Annotated in this window: 5 protein-coding genes; 4 read left to right on the top strand and 1 reads right to left on the bottom strand. The window is 33.8% G+C overall.

Translation table 11 applies throughout. The annotated features are described in order from the left end of the window. The 3 genes from VNJ50_RS01460 to VNJ50_RS01450 form a co-directional block, all read left to right on the top strand. On the top strand, positions 1–237 hold a 237-nt coding region (locus tag VNJ50_RS01460), incomplete at its 5' end, for a HisA/HisF-related TIM barrel protein (RefSeq protein WP_325578363.1). Positions 238–239: 2 nt separating this feature from the next. Then, complete coding sequence (hisIE, locus tag VNJ50_RS01455) at positions 240–839, top strand: bifunctional phosphoribosyl-AMP cyclohydrolase/phosphoribosyl-ATP diphosphatase HisIE (protein WP_325578361.1); 600 nt, start codon at positions 240–242, stop codon at positions 837–839. An 88-nt stretch (positions 840–927) separates the two neighbouring features. After that, a complete protein-coding gene (locus VNJ50_RS01450) occupies positions 928–1,716 on the top strand; it encodes a tRNA pseudouridine(38-40) synthase TruA (protein WP_325578359.1) in 789 nt (262 codons plus the stop codon). A gap of 149 nt (positions 1,717–1,865) precedes the next feature. Here VNJ50_RS01450 and VNJ50_RS01445 read toward each other — a convergent pair whose 3' ends face one another. Next, positions 1,866–2,648 carry a LuxR C-terminal-related transcriptional regulator gene (locus tag VNJ50_RS01445; RefSeq protein WP_325578357.1) on the bottom strand — a complete coding sequence of 261 codons (783 nt, stop codon included), beginning with the start codon at positions 2,646–2,648 and terminating at the stop codon, positions 1,866–1,868. A gap of 94 nt (positions 2,649–2,742) precedes the next feature. On the opposite strand from VNJ50_RS01445, the gene VNJ50_RS01440 reads away from it, so the two are divergent. Next, positions 2,743–2,971, top strand: a 229-nt coding sequence (locus VNJ50_RS01440) for a hypothetical protein (RefSeq protein ID WP_325578355.1), incomplete at its 3' end; no start/stop codon positions are given.

The raw sequence follows: 2,971 nt of genomic DNA, 5'->3' as shown, positions 1-2,971 counted from the left end.
GACCATGATGGTACAAAAAACGGATTTCCTATTGAGGCATTGAAAAGATTAGCGACCAACTCAAATATCCCAATTATAGCATCAGGTGGTGCTGGTACAATTGAACATTTTATTGATGCTTTTCAAATCGGGCAATGTGATGCTGCGCTGGCCGCTAGTGTATTTCATTTTGGTGAAATCAATATTAAAGATTTGAAAACAACTTTAAAAAATAATAATATCGACGTAAAAATTTAGAGATGGAAATCACATACAATTCCGATAATTTAATTCCTGCAATCATTCAGGATGCCAAAACCAAAACTGTTTTGATGTTGGGTTATATGAATGAAGCTGCTTTAAAGAAAACCCAAGAAACGAAAAAGGTCACTTTTTATAGTCGAAGTAAACAACGATTATGGACGAAAGGTGAAGAAAGCGGCAATTTTTTAAATTTGGTAGATATGCAATTAGATTGTGACCAAGATACGCTTTTGATCCAAGTTAATCCGCAAGGTCCTACTTGTCATAAAGGATCGGATACCTGCTGGAATCAAACCAATAGTTCCAGTTTTTTATCTGAACTTGAAAAAACCATTGAAATGCGTCGTATGAGTGCATCACCTGAAAATTCGTATGTTGCCTCTCTGTTTTCAAAAGGCATTAATAAATTGGCACAAAAAGTTGGTGAAGAAGCTGTTGAATTGGTGATTGAAGCCAAAGATGATAACGACGACTTGTTTTTGAATGAAAGTGCCGATCTGCTTTTTCATTATCTTATGTTGCTTCAGGCCAAAGGTTTTAGATTATCTGATGTAGAGCGGATTCTTAAATCCCGAGCTGAAAATAATAGAAAATAGTTTTTTATATGAATTGATTTTCAATTCAAAACATGAGAAGTCTAAGTCTGTTTTTTAAAATACCGCAATTGTCAATACCTTTGGGGGCATGAATTACAATTATTTTTACCTTATAACAATTCAGTATTTGGGTTTTCGTTATCATGGTTGGCAAAAACAACCGCAGCTTAAAACCTTACATTTAGCCATTGACAAAACCTTGAATTTTATCTTTGATCGGAAAAAAACCTTTAAAACTTTGGCTACCGGTCGAACCGATGCCATGGTATCTGCCAATGAGACCGCGATCGAGTTATTTATGGAAGAACCGATTTTGGATTTTGGAGTTTTTTTAGAGCAATTTAATTATTATTTACCTCAAGATATCAGAGTTTTATCTATGGTTGAAGTGGATGCTGAATTTAACGTCATCCAAGATGCCACAATGAAAGAATATGTATATGTATTTTCTCATGGTCAAAAAGCCCATCCATTTTGCGCTTCCATCATGACGACTTTTAGAGATGCTCTGGATGTTGAATTAATGAAAACAGGTGCGAAGCTTTTTGAAGGTACTCACAATTTTAAAGGTTACTGTTCAAAAGTTTCTGAAAATGGAAAATATATAAGAACGATCGATTTTTGTGAAATTGAAGATAATAAAATGTTCAGTGCTAGTTTTTTTCCTGATACATCATATGTGTTCAAAGTAAGGGGAGAAGGTTTTGGCCATAACCAAATTAGGATGATGATGGGAACTTTGGTGCGGCTAGGTAACAACGAAATCACCTTAGATTATATTTCAAAAAGTCTTGAAGTGGAAAGTACAGAAGTTATGGAATATATTGCACCCGCCTCGGGATTGATATTAAATAAAGTGGAGTTTGGACATAAGTAGTTTTCGATTTTCACAGCTTTTAAATTTAGGAAGATTTGGAAGCGTTTAAAATAAATTTTCTGGTAGAATATGGCACGAATAAGAAAGTTGAAAACCGTGGTTATACCAATGAATAACAGCCGATCAAATAAAACAACAACAACAAAATTTTATACCCAACCTTCTCTAATTGACCTTACCAATAGTTCCTGCAGATTATTGCACTTTGATTTTTGTAGAATATTTTTGCGATGGTTTCTTATGGTAAAAATACTGCGTCCCATCAAGAGGGCTATTTCTTCACTTTTTTTACCTTGAATTATATATTCCAATATTTCCTGTTCTTTATCGGTAAAGAGTTTGTTTGAAATGTTGAATTCTTTTTCAAGATGTACGTTATAATAAGAAACAGCATCTTGCATTCCTATAAACGAGAGTTTTGGTATTCCCGTAATATTCAGGTGTGATAGATCAGTAAAAATGCCCAATGTCCGTACTCCGCCTTCGGGAAAATAGTAAATGGGAACAATTTGTTGTTGAACTCTTTTATAGACGCCTTCTTTGGTCTTTAACCGATAGTCATAGGTAAACTTATATTTGAAGAATTGATCTTCCTTCAATCCCGAAAAGAACCGTACAGCACTATGTTCATAATGATAATAATAGGGCAAGTCATCGGCATGTATATTGTCCAAGACAACTTTCAGATAAAATTCATTTGGGCTATAGCCGAGTATTTTTTGCACATTGGGACTTACATATTCCATTTCCGCAGTACGCGTATTGAAGATGACATAAAAATATTCTCCGAAATGAAACATATCCATATATCGATTGATAATATCTTTTTGGGATATATCAATTTGCTCCGACCCAGCTATTGAGATTTTTTCCCAGATTTCCTGGAGCTTATTCACTTTATCCATCAAGTATTGGTCGACATAGGTATTCAATTAAAAAAGTCATTTCTATAGCTATATCTAGCTATTTCAAGATAAAAATAAAAAAAATACTTTTATAAAAATAATAACTATCAGAAGTTTGATCATGAAAACAATTAAAAAAATAGGATTAGTAGCATCACTTTCTATGTTACCAAGCTTTTTTACCCAGGCAAGTGCACAATCACATAATATACGGTCATTAGGATGTAAATATTATAAAGAAGCACCCAATCCTGGAAGTGGAGCTCGGGTTAATGGTTATGAAGAGTGTCAACCATGTTTAGATAAAATAAATAAGGAGCTGAAAGCAAAACAAGCCGAAAATAATAGAC

This window comes from Gelidibacter sp. (assembly GCF_035577925.1).
Taxonomy (GTDB): domain Bacteria; phylum Bacteroidota; class Bacteroidia; order Flavobacteriales; family Flavobacteriaceae; genus Gelidibacter.
The sequence above is the reverse complement of the archived record's forward strand: the minus strand, read 5'-3'. Positions and strand labels throughout refer to the sequence as shown.